This window comes from Nostoc sp. UHCC 0251 (genome assembly GCF_034932245.1).
Classification (GTDB): domain Bacteria; phylum Cyanobacteriota; class Cyanobacteriia; order Cyanobacteriales; family Nostocaceae; genus Nostoc.
Genome location: NZ_JAYGHD010000380.1, coordinates 1 through 15386 on the forward strand (window position 1 = coordinate 1; position 15386 = coordinate 15386).

A 15386-nucleotide genomic window follows, 5' to 3' on the forward strand; every position below is an offset into this window, starting at 1 on the left:
GGTTTTTTCTTTCCCTTTTTCCCTTTACCCTTTTCCCCTTAACCGAGAAGTATTGTTATCACAGGGGGCTTGTCCTTGGTCATAAACCTGAAGAATATTTCCAATCTCCTCTAAGCTAAGACCAAGATTTTGTGCCCTTTTAATAAATGCTAGACGAGTCAGTACATCCAATGAAAACTGGCGGAAGCCTCCCTCTGTTCGTCTTAATGATTTGATTAATCCTAAACTCTCGTAATAGCGAATTGTCCTAATAGGAATTCCGCTTATATCTGTTACCTGACCAATTAAAAGCAGTTTTGTCTCCTGAGCTAACATGGCAGATTTCCCCAAATATTGTATTTATTATTACATATTTTCTGGGTAATTCAGTCATTTGAGATTTAGCAAAATCTTCGTATCAGTAGTTTAAATTTTTATCTAATTAGAGATATTACTAAGTTTTCATTTTCCAAATATATGTTTTGAATGGATATTAGCTTATACAAGCTGAGATTTGACTAGCTTAATTTTAACAACTTTTATAAAAATCACTCAATGTTTCACCTCGCTAATTTTCTCCATTTATTGGGTAACTGTTTGTTGTGGTACTGAAAGTAACTGTTTTTTTATAGTTCTCATGTTACTTCTAGATCAACTGCTTCACCTCAAGTGAAACCATAAAATGAATCTCAACTCGCAGGCTTATAGCTCAACCAGGAAACCTAAAAACTTCAATAATCCAGAGCGTTTTATTGAAGGATGGTATTGGGTAATACCCTCTAAAAATCTGCGGGTAGGTGAAGTAAAACCTGTCACAATTTTGGGCAGAGAACTAGTGATTTATCGGGGAAAAGACAAAAGAGTAGTTACCTTTGATGCCTACTGCCCACATATGGGCGCTCACCTTGCTGAAGGTAAAGTTGAAGGTAATGCACTACGTTGTTTTTTCCATCACTGGAAGTTTGATGCTGAGGGGACGTGTATTGATATCCCATGTTTAGATACGCCGCCTTCCTTGAAATTACAAACTTGGCCTACTGCTGAGAAGTACGGGATGATTTGGGTTTGGACTGGAGAAATACCACAGCAACCCCTACCTTTTGTTCCAGAGTTGGAACAAAAAGAGTGTGATGTCGCTATCCATTCTCCCTTCATGATGAACTGTCATCCCAATGTGGTGATGATTAATGCAATTGATGCTCAACACCTCAATACAGTTCATAAACTGCCACTAGAAATTATTTTTGAAAGATACGAACTGAATGAGAATGCTATTATCTTCAGCAATACTACACCTTTTAAAGAAGAAAATTCCTTTTTGATCAAGCTCATCCGTCTTTTCTACAAAAATGCCATAGCTTACAGTGTTTGCTATTGGTACGGTAGCATTGGCATTGTGACACTTGGCCCCGATTTTTTCCATGTCCACACGATGTTTACAGTACGACTTCACGAAGGGGGAAAAACTGAAGGTCAAATACTGTTGATTACTAAGAAACGTAAAGGATTTTTTGGTTGGTTATGCAATCGAATTGTGTTATGGCTGACTAAGATTGCAGGTAAGTTCTTTCTCATGGGTGACATCAAGATTGTCCAAACAATTAAATTTGATTTGAAAACTCCCATCAAAGCAGACCAGTCAATTATGCAGTTTATTAACCATGTTGAAAAACAGCAATCCCTAATGTGGGGGACTTGGCAAGAAGCGCGATCGCGCGATGTGGAGAGCAAGCCCAAGCGTGAGAGATGGCAAGATACAATGAGTAATGATTAACATCATGTCTATATGACCAGAATTCCGTTATACTGTTTGGTCAATTAAACATACACAAAATCATACCATTGTCAACAATCTTTGCAGTAAATGAATGGGCTATAGGGGCGTACAGATGTACGCCCTTAGCAATGTAGCTATAGCAGGTATTTTGCCAAATGGTATAACAATTAATAAAGGTTCAAAGTTGAACGAATTACTTTTAACTTTTAATTTATTTTTTACTGGGCTAGCAGATAAATAAAAAGAAGTGGCAAAGCCACTTCCTAATTCCCAGGTAGAACCTAAGTCATGAGTATAACGACTACAAAGAATTGAAATAGTATAAACAAACACCGATTAACTTAATATCTATGTTTTTCTTGTTTTCTGGGTTAGGAAATCCTAATTTTCATCCGCCAAATAACTGTATATTTACATAAGTCTCATGATTGCATTGCAGACTCAATTTTATCCAGTTCATCGCTAAGATGTGTCAGTTTTGCCTCTTCATCAAGAAGCTGCTGTTCTAATTGAAACTTAACTGCCGTACCAGCCTCAATTGCTACAGCTTTATTCATCTGCTTCAACTTATCGCTACGGATGTCAAATTCTGCCTGAAGTGCATCTAGTTTTTGTTGCGATCGCCGTCGCCCTACAGCAATTAAACTAGTAGAAAGCTGTTGGAACGACAGTGAATATACTACAGAACAAGCTGCCTATGGAATTGCTCTTTTAGGTCTTAGCAAGCAAACTGATGTTTAGCATTAGCATACCACTACTGACTTGGGTTGAGTACAACGATTATTTCTGCTAGCCTGATTCCCAGAGGTTTCCAATGGGGATTGCTAGAGGAAAAAGTGCGATCGCCTGACACTGCTTTATAATCATTGGGATATTTCTGTGCAGCATTGGGAGCAGCGTTTACTCGCAGGATGAGTTTGCCCTGATAGCGGGATAATTCGCTACTATCCAGCAAAATAGTGCCGCTGTAATCCCACGCCAATCCATAGAGTTTAAAGTCACCTAACCTCTTGCGTAACTCGTTCAATGGGGTTCCAATACCGATACCTTCACGGGTTTTCCAAGCTGAACCCAGGTTACGCACATCTACAGGTTTAGTACGAGAACTATCACTCCAAACTACCAAGAGAGAACGTCCCTGATTTAGATTTACCTGAGTAGCTGCAAAACTGCCCATTCCCTCAGGGCCAGAAATGGTTTTGTCAACAAGATGGGATGCACCAAACAGCTTCACTAAATCTTGTCTGGTGGTTGTGCGTGTTATCGGCCCAACTCGTTCGCCAGGAACGATTAAAGTGTCTTTTAAAGGTTGCGTTCGCGCATCGGTTGGCGGTTGATTGGTTTTATGGGGTAATGCAACTACTGAAATTGCTAAGTTAGTTAACACCAAAGCTAACGCAGCTGTAGCGATACCTTTGATAGATGGTTTCATAGTCTACCTTTGCGGGAATCCGATTTGGGAGTGTTCGATATATTCAATTATTGCTTTTCAGTTTTAACTTCTACAATTTCCCAATTACGGATTCCCGATTTTCCAAAAATTTTATTTCATGACTCTAGTTGCGTTGAAAATTGCTAGTAAGGCTACTCCCACATCAGCAAACACAGCTTCCCACATTGTTGCTACGCCAAAAATACCCAATACAATAAATACACCTTTAATGAATAAAGCAAAAACGATATTTTGCCAAACAATTTGCCTTGTTTTTCTGGCGATTTGTATTGCTTCTGCCACTTTAGAGGGTGCATCTGTCATGATCACAATATCGGCAGTTTCTATCGCTGCATCTGAGCCTAACCCACCCATTGCTATACCAACGTCTGCTCTAGCAATCACTGGCGCATCATTAATGCCATCCCCAACAAAGGCAACTTTACTATGTTTGCCAACGGTGCTGAGTAACTTCTCAATGGCATTAACTTTTTCTTCTGGTAATAACTCTGCTTCGTAAGCATCTATATCTAGCTGTTGAGCAATGCGAGATGCGATCGCTTGATTATCTCCTGTCAACATTACTGTTCTTTCTACACCCAGTCGCTTGAGTGCATGAATAGCTTGTCTTGCATCTTCTTTCAACTCATCAGCAATGACAATATACCCAGCGTAAATATTATCCACTGCTAGATGAATAACTGTTCCCTCTAGCTGGCAATTATCATGAGCAATATTCTCTCTGTGGAGTAAGCGATCGCTTCCTGCTATCACTACTTTATTTTCAACGTTGGCTCTAATTCCATAACCTGCTATTTCTTCATAATCTCTCACTTCAAATTCATCAATTTTTCCACTATAAGCCTTACGGATAGATTGAGCGATGGGATGATTTGAGTGTGATTCTACTTTGGCAGCTAATTGCAGCAATTCTTGCTCATCGTAGCCATTGCATGGTACTATTTTTGCTACTTTAAATACCCCGTGAGTTAGTGTTCCAGTTTTATCAAATACAACTGTATTGACTGCATTTAGAGTATCTAAAAAAGTAGAGCCTTTAACTAAAATTCCACGTTTAGCTGCACCTCCCACACCTCCAAAGTAACCTAGGGGAATACTGATAACGAGTCCACACGGACAGGAAATAACTAATAAAATTAGGGCACGATAAATCCATTCTGAAGAAGTTGCACCCGAAATGAATAAAGGAGGTAATAGCGCAACCCCTAGAGAAGTAAAAACTACTATCGGCGTATAATATCGGGCAAATTTAGTAATAAATTTTTCTGTTTCTGCTTTTTTACTTTTGGCATTTTGTACCAAGTCTAAAATCTTGGCAATGGAAGAGTCACCAAATAGTTTTGTTACTCTAATGCTGAGAACACCCATTTTGTTAATCATCCCAGCCAAAACTGTTTCTCCCAGCCTCACCGTTCGTGGTACAGACTCTCCAGTTAAGGCAGATGTATCAACTTGTGAATTTCCATCTATTATCTCGCCATCTAAGGGAATCTTTTCCCCAGGTTTTACAACGATAATATCTCCAATATTTACTGTATTTGGGGATACTTTTTTTAATTCTCCCTCTATTTTAATATTGGCATAGTCTGGACGTACTTCTAATAAAGCTTTGATCGAATTACGAGAACGACTAACGGCAATATCTTGGAACAATTCGCCAATTTTATAAAATAACATGACACCGACAGCTTCGGGTAACTTATGAATTGCGATCGCCCCTAATGTCGCTACTGTCATCAAAAAAGTTTCATCGAATACTCTACCTCTGAGTATATTGCGCCCAGCCGTTTTTAAAACACTCCATCCACTTAATAAATAGGCAGGGATGAAAAGCAAATATTCACCTATCGAGTAAAGTGTGTTGTGTAATTGATCTTGAAAAATTACACCAGGCAAATATAAACTTAAAATCGCTACTAAAGGCAATACCTCATTTTTGAGATTGAATTCTCCACCGTGGTCGTGATTGTGGTCATGGTTATGATTCTCATCATGATTATGCTTATGTTCATGGTTATCTTTCTCATGATGCTCATGTTCACAGTTGCAACAACCTGAAGATTCTGAATGTAGTTTCCGCTTCATTTTTTATGTTGAGGCTAGTAAATTACTTGATATATGAGCCTTTTTCCAAATGTAATGAAAAAAATAAGTTTTTACAAGTTGATAATTTAAGAATGAGAATCTATATCAGGTTTATTGCTCTTGGCTTAACAGGCAATAGGCAACAGTAAAGAAGGCGTTTTGAGTTGTAAGGAGTTTTTCATCAATCAAATATGAGTCCTATATATGGAACTTTCTTAGCCAACAAGTGTCAAGCTAGAGGAAATTCACTTGAAGTTTGAAAGTGAATCGCATACCCTAAACTAGTAGACAATTTTCTCAAGGAATTTATGAACAAAAAAATTATCTTGAATTTGCTTTCCAGTTCCTCAATTTTTGTGTCGCTGATGTCTACGTTGGCGGTATTGAATCCTGCCCATGCTAGTATTACTCAGCGATTAATGCACACACAAGATGGTCGTACCTGTATCACTAACCCACATGGTGGAAAAGATTTTGTGTGCATTCGAGATTCAGAGAGAAAGCAACCATATACCTCTACACGTTCATCAACCATTGTCACATCAGCATCAGATGAGAATATTGCTATGTTGAACTTTACTGAAGAGGAAAGTGATGCTGCAATTCAGACATTTGGTTGTGACTGTCCATACTGTGTAAATTCTTTGCGTCAGTTGCGCGGTACTGGAAACTTAGTGTACTAAGATTGAATAGCGCTGATGGCGACTATAAATTCTGTTAGATACACATGATTAATCACGTATAGAAGATATACGAAACTAAAAAAGCATTTTTAACTAAATATTTGGCAAAATGTAAATTCATTTCTGAGGGGTTTGGAGTAGTACTAAAAACCCCTCAAATTAATCTTGACGAAGAGGACGCACAAAGAGAAAAAGACGTGGAGATACACAGACGCAGTTTATTCAACCACCTCATTCACAGGGAATCTATCAATCAACTGCATCGCCCGATAGGCATTACGCTGGAAAGAGTCTGGCAAATGCGGAACGTGGGGTATTTGCGATAATAAATCCAACGTCCGCCGGAGAATTCTCACCACATCGCCTTCATCCAAGGTGGTGTTTTCGCAGAGTTCTATCCATTCCATTCCTAGCGCCCATTGTTCCACGATCGCAATTAACTCAAATTCCAACCATATAGGCAGCGCCACGTTATACCGCCGTTGTAGTTGGAACATTTGGCGACGAATTCCCCGCAATTTTGCTAAGGCTTCTGCCACTTCATTACTAAGCTCAAAATTAACCTTGCTATCTGGACGGGGGGTTTCCATCACCAAAGCGGCGGCGGCGGCGGCTAAATGGTGCGGATCTAAGTTGTCCAATTCACCACTAGCGAATACTAAACCCAACCACAATTCATTCTCGCCCCGGATGGCAGCAGCAATTCGCCCTAATACTGTGGGCACTAAGTTATCTAAAGCGCCAAAGTGTTGCAGAATTGAGATTAAATTGAGAAATTCTTCCCAATGACGTTGTGACTGTTGCTCTACTTGCCCTTGCAATTGTTCGAGTTCAGCTTCTAGTTCAACATAGCGGGCCCGGCGCTTGAAAAGCGTCGCAGCATTGCCTGATTGATGTAGGGGGTGAGCTTCTAATTGCTCTTGGACGGCAGCAGTGCGACTGAGTTGTTCTGCTACTTCTGGTGCCAGATGCAATGATTCTAGCGGATTGGGAATACGCGTAGCGATCGCAAATGTTTGTTCGTTACCACGGCGCGACTGCCCTGGCTTCAAAGGCATCTCTGGCGGTGGTAATACATCAGGTGGCACTTCAATTCGCGGTAGTTCGGCATACAAATCGACTACATCCCCTGTGGTTGCTACATACCAACGGTTATCGTGCCCCAAGCATACCAAGTAAGGAGCTTGACCAGAACCCGGCGATTTCCCCACTAAAACTGCGGTTACGGGTGTAGACACTGTGATGTTTTTGCCCTTGAGACTCAACAGAGTTCCTGACACAGCAAAACCCAACATCATCCCCAATTCTTCTTGTCTGTCTTCCTGCGCTTGCTCTTGCAAGGTTTTCAGGATCTGGCGTTCCACTTTTAGGCGTTGCCGCAATTTCTCATAAATAGCCAGTTCATTTTCATCAACTGCGGCGATTTGCTCATGAAGTTGAGCTAATTGGGTTTCGAGTTCGGCAATCTCATCGTATTCTGGCCGTAAATGCAAGGTGGCCATGTACTGCCCAAAACTGCGTTCTATGAGTTCCCTAGTTTGCTCTAGGGTATGGGTTTGCAGCAAGTTGAGTACCATGCCATAACTAGGCGTAAACTGGCTAACGAGGGGATCTGGCTTAGATGTTCCTAAATACGCGGCTTCTTTAGCTCCTTCAAAGGGAGTTTGGACTGTCACCACATGACCTTGTTTATCCATCCCTCGGCGGCCTGCTCGTCCCGCCATTTGCAAGAATTCGGAAGCGTTCAACAAGCGGTGTCCAGTATCGGTACGCTTGGAAAGGGTGGAAATCACCGTTGTCCGGGCGGGCATATTAATTCCCGCTGCTAGCGTCTCAGTGGCGAATACTACTTTAATCAACCCCTGCTGAAATAGTTCTTCTACTAGCGCTTTCCAAGCAGGCAAAATTCCGGCGTGGTGGGCAGCAATTCCCCGGTACAGGGGTGCAATTTGTCCAGAACGCCCTGCTTCGGGATTACGGGCTAAAAAGTCATCAATCTGTTGCCGTAAAATCTGGGACTCTTCATTATTTACCAACCATAAATCACCGACTTCTGCCACTGCTTTATCACATCCCCGGCGACTGAAGATGAAGTAAATGGCTGGTAGCATATCCCGTTGCTCTAACTGGCTCAAGGTATAAATTATTCCAGGAGCCTCAGGCCTACCACTTCTCCCTTTCTCCCTTTCTCCCCCTCTCCCCTTCTTCTTCTGAAGAAGGCGGGGGTTAATTTTGGTTTTGCTATCATTCAGCAGGGGAAATAACCCTTTGGGATTGCAAAAGTGAAATTCCAAGGGAACTGGGCGAAAATCGGAGTAAATCAGGTCTGTTGGGCCATGAACGCGATTTAGCCAGTCGGTGAGTTGATCGCTGTTGGCAACTGTTGCTGAAAGGGCTGCCAGTTGCACTTCACGAGGACAATAGATGATGGATTCTTCCCAAACTGTACCGCGCTGGCGATCGTTCATGTAGTGACACTCATCAAGTATCACCGCTTCAACGTCTACTAACGAGATGCCTATTTGCCCAATGGGTGTGCCATAAAGCATATTTCGGAAAATTTCTGTGGTCATCACCAAAATCGGTGCATCTCTGTTAATGGAAGCATCTCCAGTTAACAGTCCGACTTGATCAAACCCGAATTTTTCCCGAAAATCGCGTAATTTTTGGTTTGACAGCGCCTTCAGGGGAGTAGTGTAAAATACACGTTTTCCTCGCGCTAGGGCGCGATAAATGGCGTATTCTCCGACTAATGTTTTGCCCGAACCTGTGGGGGCACATACGACAACTGAGCGTCCGGCGTTCAGGGACGCGATCGCTTCTTTTTGAAACTGATCCAGATCAAAGGGGAATATAGACCCTAAGTCAAGTTCTGGAGACGGTGCAGGATAATTCACTCAATCACATTTGCAACCAGATTGTTTACTATACTAACGAGTCTTTTGTCAACTTCGTTAGAGAGAGAGGGGAGTAGGGGACTAGGAATAGAATAAATTTTATTGAATTTTCCCCACTCCCCACTCCTCATTCCCCATTCCCTACTTTCTCATTTTCCCAGTTCTTGCGATCGCTGTGTGGCAGCTTTTACTGCTTCAATTAAAGCTGAACGGAATCCCGCTTGTTCTAGTTTGGCAATTCCCGCAATGGTTGTACCACCAGGACTGGTAACGCGATCTTTGAGTTCTGCTGGGTGCATTTTGGTTTCTTGCAACAGTTTCGCTGTTCCCAGTACGGTTTGCAAGGCTAGTTGATTGGCAATTGCTCTAGGTAAACCTGCGGATACTCCGCCATCAGCAAGTGCTTCTACCAAGAGCGCCACGTAAGCTGGGCCGCTACCAGATAACCCTGTGACTGCATCCATTAGCCCTTCTGGCACTTCCACGACTTCGCCCACAGCAGAAAAAACTTGCTGTGCTATTTGGTAATGCTTGGCATTGGTATATGCACCTGAACAAATCGCAGTCATTCCCGCTCCCACTGTTGCAGGGGTGTTGGGCATTGCTCTAATAACTGGCAATTGCACAAATGCAGCTTCCAGCTGGCTTAACGTTACACCCGCTAAGATCGAAATGATTAGGGGTGATTGTTCTTTATTAAGAATATCAATATTTGCTAATTCTTGAGCGATCGCGCTAAACACCTGCGGTTTCACTGCCAAAAAGATAACTTCTTTGACTTGGGCGAAAACCTGGCTATTATCCGTTGTCACTGCAACATCGTATTGCTGTCTTAAAAAATCTAGCCGTGAAGATAGCGGTTCGCTAACTATGACTTCTGATGATTGATAAATTCCACGCGCGATAAGGCGGGATAAGAGCGCTTCTCCCATTACCCCACCACCAATTAAGCCAAATTTTATAGTCATTAGTCATTAGTCATTAGTCGTTAGTCATTGGTAATTAGTCATTAATCGTTTGTCATTTGTCACCATGAGCAAAACCCAGGACAAATGACAAAAGACAAAAGACAAAGGACTAAATACTAATTTAACTTTATTGTGCCATCCGGTTAGTTTCGTTGCCCCAAGTTTGATTTGGAGAACCTGTAGGACGAGAGGGACGTGCTGGCGGTTGTGGTACTTCATGAAGAACGCCACCTTGGGTGCTAACTTGGACACAGCTTGGTGTAAACAAAAAGATGCTCTCACCGATGCGCTCTTGATGTCCATCTAATGCGTAAGTACCACCTGCAACAAAATCTACTGCTCGTTGAGCTTGATCCGGGTCCATGATTGTCAGATTTAATACCACTGACTTGCGTTCTCGCAACGCCTGAATTGCCTGGGGCATTTCTTCAAAGGTGCGTGGTTCGAGTACTAAAACTTCCGAAATTCCGTTAATTGCTCCTGGCATACCAATCACATTCCCCATTGGCTTTGAACCTGCTGTCATATCATCTCCCATTGTAGGCACTGGTTCCCGCCAGCGTCGATTTTGAGCAGTTGCGCTCTCCTGTGGTGCCGGTGGTTGGGGATTTTCTTGCTGATACAGGTTTTGGTAATTATTATCTGTTTCTGGTTCTTCTTCGTAATACTCGTATTCCACTTGCTCATTTAGACCCACAAAGTCTCTGAGTTTGGAAAAAATATTGTTCATTGTGTGTGTACTCTCCTGGTGCGAATAGCCTGTATTGACTTGGCTGAGGATTAATTGAGCTAAGAATAATGCCTACGGCGGTAAACTACGCTACATCGGTGGATACTCTAGCAAGGCTCTTGCTATTTGTAACCTATACTACTGGTTTTGGCGATGAACTGACACTTCTTGGAAAGGTCTGTGCATCGCCTAAACATAATAATGAGTCAAGATTATATCCTAAGGTTTGTCCGAAGGAAAGCTCTTTGTACCCTATTTTGCCTTGGCGATTGCTCTTGTCAATACTATATCCTTTGTTTCCAATTGCACCAGTCTGTTACAAAATTGTTGTCATCAAATTCTGATCTGTATTAATACTGACTTACAAGATTGATGACTAATAGGCTAAGAGCGATCGCCAAACAATATTGTTCCTAATCGTACCATCGTTGCGCCTGCTTGCACTGCCAGTTCGTAGTCGCCTGACATACCCATAGACAAGTGTTGCATTTTAATATGCGACCAGTTTTGTTCCTGGATTTTCTTTGCTAGTTCCCGATTGAGAGTAAATACACTTAGAATTTCGGGATCATTTAATCCTGAAGGGGGAATTGTCATCAAACCTTGAATTTGTAAACTTTTGTATTGATTGAGTGTGGGTAAATCAGCCAAAAGTTCTGGCACACTCCAACCAGACTTATTGGGATCAGGGAGAATTTTCACTTGCAGGCAAACCTGGGGACTCACTCCTAGCTGTTGCGCCAATTGATCTAAACGCTGTGCCAGCTTCAAGTTATCGACGGAGTGAATCCAATGGAATTGCTCGATGGCTTTTTTGGCTTTATTACTTTGCAAATGTCCAATAAAGTGCCAGGTAATATCCGGTAAGTCTTGCAACTCGGCTTGTTTGCTGGCGGCTTCTTGGATACGACTCTCCCCAAAATCACGAATTCCTGCGGCATAGGCAGACCGAATGGCCTGGGCAGAAGCTTGCTTGCTAACAGCAATCAATCGGACTGAAGCTGGCAGTGAGGAGCGAATGGTAACAATACGTTCGGAAATCGAACTATTCATTGGAAGGTGCGTTGGAAAACACTCTGAAGCTGATCGTACTCCTGAGAATGCCCACTGCGCCGCAGGGTACGTAAGCGATTTTCCAACATCATTCTAGCCTCAGTCCGTCCTAAAGACTGGAATTTAACACCTTTAACGTCATTTGCGACCAAAAAAAACAGGCGCTGGGCATAAAGTGTGGTGAACAAATCCTGGTTCTCATCAACCATACAGATTTTGTAGAGTAAACCCCAAGTTGGATGGTTTATGTAAGTTTCTGCGTTTTCTGGATTCATTTAAGAGTCAAGGTGTAGTCAAGGTGGGAGTATGTATATCTTTTCGCAGTGAATTCCAAACATTCAGACGATAATACCAACATTCGTCAGAATATTTGCTTAAAATGCAAAACTGCGGTTACGAAGACCTTGATCTAGTTTCTAATCGGCAGATGAAGCTAGTGGTAGTGAAGCGAAATGGTACAACAGAAGCCGCGAAGCGTAGATTCAGAGAGTAGACGCTGGTTGAGAAACATCACCATCTGCTTTGGTGACTTCAATTTACCAATTTGTTGGGACAAGGCACAAAATAGTCCTGAGCCTCTGGTTGGAAGTTCTGCGTGGCAAGGGAAAACACCCTTTGAAGTTCCCAACGCCAACAGCCAACTTTTCAACTCCTTTCCATACTGCCACAACTGTGGCTAAATGGCACAAAATAGCTGAGGGAATAAGTGACTGGGGATTGGGGGCTAGAAAGAAACATTTTCAGCGCTGCCAATTGTGTCTGGGCTTTGTGCAGAGATTCATACCACTCTTTCTCAGGATCGCTGTCTGCGATAATTCTTGCATGAACTTGTCCCCAGACGGTGTTGAGTGCCCAGTAGGGAGTTCATAAATTGGTTGAGCGCGATCCAAAACTGCCAAACCATCTGGTTCATACCAAAAAGCTACGATAAATGGCAGGGGATCAATTTTATTATGGAGTCAATGTTCAATTTTCCATGCCACATTATATTCTAGCTAATCTAACCAACGCCGATGAAGGGGAAATGGAGAAGCATTAGATATCTGGTGAAAATGAATGTAGAGACGTTGCATTGCAACGTCTCTACAAGGGTTTCAGGTAACGCATAATTAATTTCTGGAGATGTCTATTAGACCTTAGTTCCTATAGCTAGGCGTATTCCCCAGAATAAAATTAAAGTTGCGATCGCAAGCCAGTCACGCCCTTTAAATCGTAAGTCGTGCCACTGCACTCGATGCTCGTTGGGACTGGTAAAACCCCGCACCATCATTGCATTCGCCATTTGATCGGCTCGTAAGAGCAGATTTTCTAACAGTCTCTCTGCGACTGTCATCCAAACTTTGAATCCTCCTTTCAATCCCAGCTTTTTCCAATTAATTGCCCTTGTCATCACGGAGCGAAATAAGTTTTGCACTTCTTCTAAAACCAGGGGAATAAAGCGCAAGGACAAGGTTAAAGTTAAAGCAATTTCGGTGACAGGCAACTTGAAGCGTCGCAGAGGTTGCATTAGGCTTTCTATGCCAGATGTGATTTCTTCTGGTGCGGTTGTCAGCAGATACAGGTTAGTACTGTAAATTACGGTAAATATAATTGTACTCAGACGTATCGCCAAATCTAAGGAGCGACGAGTTACTTTGACTGGGCCTTTGTGAAACAAAACATAGCTGTATTTCTTGTTATTACCTGCTGGCTCTTGAACAAGATTATTAGAGAATGCTGGCTGGACTAATATTTGTTCATTAGCTGGCAGGCGTGGCTGATGATCTACACCCATTGCATCAGGACTGATGGCTCCGATCGCTAAGACAAAAAATGATAGCATTAATAGCCAACCCATTTGCTGCTGCCATACTCGTCGGGGAATCCTAGCAATCAAGGTGGCAAGAATCAATACTACTACCAGCAGCACCCGCCAATAGTTGTTAGCTAAAACATAGCTTGTTAAAAAGCTCATCAACCAGGCGAATTTGACTCGCGGATCGATTTTATGCAGCCAAGTTTGGGGTTGTTCTAAATAAAGTCCAAGTGGCAGCGATCGCAATAAATCCATTTTAGAGTTAGGAGTTAGGAGTTAGGAGTTTTGACTTCTGGGTTAACCTATTATGTTGACATAGGTTTAAAAATAGCAATTTTGGCTTTAACTCATAACTCCTATAAAGACCCGATTCATCGCATCTCCCTTGTACAGACGCGATTCATGGCGTCTCTCCTGTCTCCTAACTTATTTTGACGCGAGTTGCTCGATTAACATTACCAATTTCGGCATCACGGACTTTTTTGCTCCGCCACAGTAAGATAATTGGCGTGCCTTTAAATCCTAGCTGTTGCCGGAATTGGCGTTCAATGTAGCGGCGGTAGTTGTCGTTGAAGCGTTTAGAATCATTGACAAATAGTGCGATCGTTGGTGGTTGGCTACTTACTTGTGTACCATAATAAATTTTGCCTTGACGCCCACCACGAGATGCTGGCGGTGAATGCCAACTCACAGCGTCTGTTAAGACTTCGTTAATAACTGATGTGCTAACACGGCGTTTGTGTGATTCAGCCGCAGTTTTCACCAACTCTAGAATCTTCTCTACCCGTTGTCCTGACAAGGCACTCACAAAAATTGTTTCTGCCCATTCGGTAAAATGTAACCGTGATTGCAGAGTTTTTTCGTAGTCGTAGATTGTGTAAGAGTCTTTTTCGACAGCATCCCACTTATTAACGACGATGATGCAAGCTCGACCTTCTTCGATAATCCGCCCAGCTAATTTTTGGTCTTGCTCAGTAACTCCATCTACGGCATCTATTACTAATAAAACCACGTCAGCGCGGCGAATCGCTTTGAAAGCCCGATTAATACTAAAGAATTCCGTGCCGTATTCTATGTGTTTCTTTTTGCGAATACCAGCGGTGTCAATCAAGCGGTAGGTTTGCCCCTCTCGTTCAATGACGGTATCAATAGCATCGCGGGTAGTACCGGAAATCGGGCTGACAATTGCCCTTTCTTCCCCAACAAAAGAATTGAGTAAGCTCGATTTACCCACATTTGGGCGGCCCACAATTGCTACTTTGATTTCATTCGTGTCTGGAATGTCTTCAATAGCAGGGATATGGTTAACTAACTCGTCGAGTAACTCTCCTGTGCCACTGCCATGAATCGCGGAGATAGGGTAAGGTTCGCCCAATCCCAATTCCCAAAATTCGGCAGCTTGCATTAAGCCTTGTTCTGGAGATTCACATTTATTTACAGCCAGTAGAACGGGTACAGTTTGTTGGCGCATCCATTCGGCAATTTCTAAATCTGCCGAGGTGGGGCCTGTTTGGCCATCTACGACAAAAATAGCGGCACATGCTTCTGCAAGCGCTGTCATTGCCTGTTGGCGAATCAGTGGTAAAAATTCGGTATCATCATTAAAAACTAAACCACCAGTGTCTACCACTAAAAATTCCCGACCATTCCAGAAAGCTGGTAGATAAGTGCGATCGCGTGTCACTCCCGGTTCATCATGGACAATCGCCGTTTGTTCCCCGGCGAGTCGATTAACCAGGGTGGATTTGCCCACATTTGGGCGTCCGATAATTGCAACAATTGGCAGTGCCATAAAACCAGGGTAAGTGAGAGACGTAGTATATCACGTACTTACATTTTACTCGCTTTAAACTTGAAGTTTTAATAATTTCCCAATCATCTGAGGCGATGTCAAAGAAACCTCCTCTAACCTGTCAGTCTTTTAGACGCGATAAATCGCGTCTCTACATGAGGGGTTTCTGGCTTA

Annotated in this window: 13 protein-coding genes and 2 pseudogenes; 3 read left to right on the forward strand and 12 right to left on the reverse strand. The window is 42.6% G+C overall.

What is annotated here, in order from left to right; genetic code table 11:
• Positions 1-30 precede the first annotated feature (30 nt).
• Positions 31-315 (reverse strand): annotated as a pseudogene (locus tag VB740_RS31920) (MerR family transcriptional regulator); the annotation flags it as partial.
• 346 nt (positions 316-661) lie between these two features.
• Here VB740_RS31920 and VB740_RS31925 point away from each other — a divergent pair.
• The gene (locus VB740_RS31925; RefSeq protein ID WP_323203838.1) at positions 662-1753 is read left to right on the forward strand and encodes an aromatic ring-hydroxylating dioxygenase subunit alpha; all 1092 of its coding nucleotides are present in this window, start codon (positions 662-664) and stop codon (positions 1751-1753) included.
• 425 nt (positions 1754-2178) lie between these two features.
• Here the strand turns inward: VB740_RS31925 and VB740_RS31930 are convergent, their stop codons facing one another.
• The 3 genes from VB740_RS31930 to VB740_RS31940 form a co-directional block, all read right to left on the reverse strand.
• The gene (locus tag VB740_RS31930) at positions 2179-2313 is read right to left on the reverse strand and encodes a hypothetical protein (RefSeq protein WP_323203839.1); all 135 of its coding nucleotides are present in this window, start codon (positions 2311-2313) and stop codon (positions 2179-2181) included.
• 197 nt (positions 2314-2510) lie between these two features.
• The gene (locus tag VB740_RS31935) at positions 2511-3188 is read right to left on the reverse strand and encodes a hypothetical protein (protein ID WP_323203840.1); all 678 of its coding nucleotides are present in this window, start codon (positions 3186-3188) and stop codon (positions 2511-2513) included.
• Positions 3189-3299: 111 nt separating this feature from the next.
• The gene (locus VB740_RS31940) at positions 3300-5294 is read right to left on the reverse strand and encodes a heavy metal translocating P-type ATPase (protein ID WP_323203841.1); all 1995 of its coding nucleotides are present in this window, start codon (positions 5292-5294) and stop codon (positions 3300-3302) included.
• A gap of 308 nt (positions 5295-5602) precedes the next feature.
• Here VB740_RS31940 and VB740_RS31945 point away from each other — a divergent pair, with 308 nt between their 5' ends.
• Positions 5603-5977 carry a hypothetical protein gene (locus VB740_RS31945; RefSeq protein WP_323203842.1) on the forward strand — a complete coding sequence of 125 codons (375 nt, stop codon included), beginning with the start codon at positions 5603-5605 and terminating at the stop codon, positions 5975-5977.
• A 218-nt stretch (positions 5978-6195) separates the two neighbouring features.
• Here VB740_RS31945 and VB740_RS31950 read toward each other — a convergent pair whose 3' ends face one another.
• The 5 genes from VB740_RS31950 to pipX form a co-directional block, all read right to left on the reverse strand.
• The gene (locus tag VB740_RS31950; RefSeq protein WP_323203843.1) at positions 6196-8874 is read right to left on the reverse strand and encodes an RNA helicase; all 2679 of its coding nucleotides are present in this window, start codon (positions 8872-8874) and stop codon (positions 6196-6198) included.
• A gap of 149 nt (positions 8875-9023) precedes the next feature.
• Positions 9024-9842 (reverse strand): pyrroline-5-carboxylate reductase, encoded by an 819-nt coding sequence (gene proC / locus VB740_RS31955; protein ID WP_323203844.1) that lies wholly within the window; start codon positions 9840-9842, stop codon positions 9024-9026.
• A gap of 127 nt (positions 9843-9969) precedes the next feature.
• Positions 9970-10572: a cell division protein SepF gene (locus VB740_RS31960; RefSeq protein ID WP_323203845.1), complete on the reverse strand. Its 603-nt coding sequence runs from the start codon at positions 10570-10572 to the stop codon at positions 9970-9972.
• Positions 10573-10956: 384 nt separating this feature from the next.
• The gene (locus VB740_RS31965) at positions 10957-11625 is read right to left on the reverse strand and encodes a YggS family pyridoxal phosphate-dependent enzyme (protein WP_323203846.1); all 669 of its coding nucleotides are present in this window, start codon (positions 11623-11625) and stop codon (positions 10957-10959) included.
• Entirely contained in the window at positions 11622-11900 is a 279-nt protein-coding gene (gene pipX, locus VB740_RS31970; RefSeq protein WP_069068710.1) for a transcriptional coactivator PipX, read from the reverse strand. The genes VB740_RS31965 and pipX overlap by 4 nt, the downstream gene beginning before the upstream one ends.
• Positions 11901-12077: 177 nt before the next feature.
• Here pipX and VB740_RS31975 point away from each other — a divergent pair, with 177 nt between their 5' ends.
• The gene (locus VB740_RS31975) at positions 12078-12305 is read left to right on the forward strand and encodes a hypothetical protein (RefSeq protein WP_323203847.1); all 228 of its coding nucleotides are present in this window, start codon (positions 12078-12080) and stop codon (positions 12303-12305) included.
• Here VB740_RS31975 and VB740_RS31980 read toward each other — a convergent pair.
• From VB740_RS31980 to der, 3 genes and pseudogenes are all read right to left on the reverse strand, one after another.
• A pseudogene (locus tag VB740_RS31980) lies at positions 12271-12486 on the reverse strand (hypothetical protein); the annotation flags it as partial. The gene VB740_RS31975 and the pseudogene VB740_RS31980 sit on opposite strands and share 35 nt — an antisense overlap.
• Before the next feature lie 268 nt (positions 12487-12754).
• Complete coding sequence (locus tag VB740_RS31985) at positions 12755-13675, reverse strand: energy-coupling factor transporter transmembrane protein EcfT (protein WP_323203848.1); 921 nt, start codon at positions 13673-13675, stop codon at positions 12755-12757.
• A 166-nt stretch (positions 13676-13841) separates the two neighbouring features.
• Entirely contained in the window at positions 13842-15212 is a 1371-nt protein-coding gene (gene der, locus VB740_RS31990) for a ribosome biogenesis GTPase Der (protein ID WP_323203849.1), read from the reverse strand.
• Positions 15213-15386: the final 174 nt, after the last annotated feature.

Bases quoted from the DNA above. Each gene is read 5' to 3' on its own strand.
- VB740_RS31930 (WP_323203839.1), bottom strand. From the start codon at position 2,313: ATGAATAAAGCTGTAGCAATTGAGGCTGGTACGGCAGTTAAGTTTCAA.
- VB740_RS31935 (WP_323203840.1), bottom strand. From the start codon at position 3,188: ATGAAACCATCTATCAAAGGTATCGCTACAGCTGCGTTAGCTTTGGTG.
- VB740_RS31985 (WP_323203848.1), bottom strand. From the start codon at position 13,675: ATGGATTTATTGCGATCGCTGCCACTTGGACTTTATTTAGAACAACCC.
- pipX (WP_069068710.1), bottom strand. From the start codon at position 11,900: ATGAATCCAGAAAACGCAGAAACTTACATAAACCATCCAACTTGGGGT.
- VB740_RS31925 (WP_323203838.1), top strand. From the start codon at position 662: ATGAATCTCAACTCGCAGGCTTATAGCTCAACCAGGAAACCTAAAAAC.
- VB740_RS31960 (WP_323203845.1), bottom strand. From the start codon at position 10,572: ATGAACAATATTTTTTCCAAACTCAGAGACTTTGTGGGTCTAAATGAG.
- der (WP_323203849.1), bottom strand. From the start codon at position 15,212: ATGGCACTGCCAATTGTTGCAATTATCGGACGCCCAAATGTGGGCAAA.
- VB740_RS31940 (WP_323203841.1), bottom strand. From the start codon at position 5,294: ATGAAGCGGAAACTACATTCAGAATCTTCAGGTTGTTGCAACTGTGAA.
- VB740_RS31975 (WP_323203847.1), top strand. From the start codon at position 12,078: ATGGTACAACAGAAGCCGCGAAGCGTAGATTCAGAGAGTAGACGCTGG.
- VB740_RS31965 (WP_323203846.1), bottom strand. From the start codon at position 11,625: ATGAATAGTTCGATTTCCGAACGTATTGTTACCATTCGCTCCTCACTG.
- VB740_RS31945 (WP_323203842.1), top strand. From the start codon at position 5,603: ATGAACAAAAAAATTATCTTGAATTTGCTTTCCAGTTCCTCAATTTTT.
- proC (WP_323203844.1), bottom strand. From the start codon at position 9,842: ATGACTATAAAATTTGGCTTAATTGGTGGTGGGGTAATGGGAGAAGCG.